Source organism: Pseudomonas sp. SIMBA_067, assembly GCF_046534675.1.
GTDB classification, from domain to species: Bacteria; Pseudomonadota; Gammaproteobacteria; order Pseudomonadales; family Pseudomonadaceae; genus Aquipseudomonas; species Aquipseudomonas putida.
Genome location: NZ_JAWRYH010000474.1, coordinates 1 through 270, shown reverse-complemented (window position 1 = coordinate 270; position 270 = coordinate 1). Strand labels below are relative to the sequence as shown.

The following is a 270-nucleotide window of genomic DNA, read 5'->3' as shown; positions in this document are numbered from 1 at the left end:
GAAGAGACCTTTAATGGCGCACGTCAGCTGATTGATGCCGGTGCGCTGGAAGGCGTTCAGGCGATATTCGGCCTGCACAACGCGCCCGACCTGCCGCTGGGCACGCTGCGTAGTCGGGCGGGTGCGTTTTATGCCAACGTAGACCGCTTTGTTATCCGCATTGAGGGCAAAGGCGCCCATGCCGCACGACCGCAGGAGGGCATCGATTCGATTGTGATTGCCAGCCATATCGTAACGGCTCTGCAGACCCTGCCGAGCCGGGTATTCAGC

General features: G+C 60.7%; 1 protein-coding gene. It reads left to right on the top strand.

The features are described 5' to 3' along the window. The coding region (locus SB765_RS29950; RefSeq protein ID WP_410932538.1) for a peptidase dimerization domain-containing protein at positions 1-270 on the top strand (270 nt) is incomplete at both ends.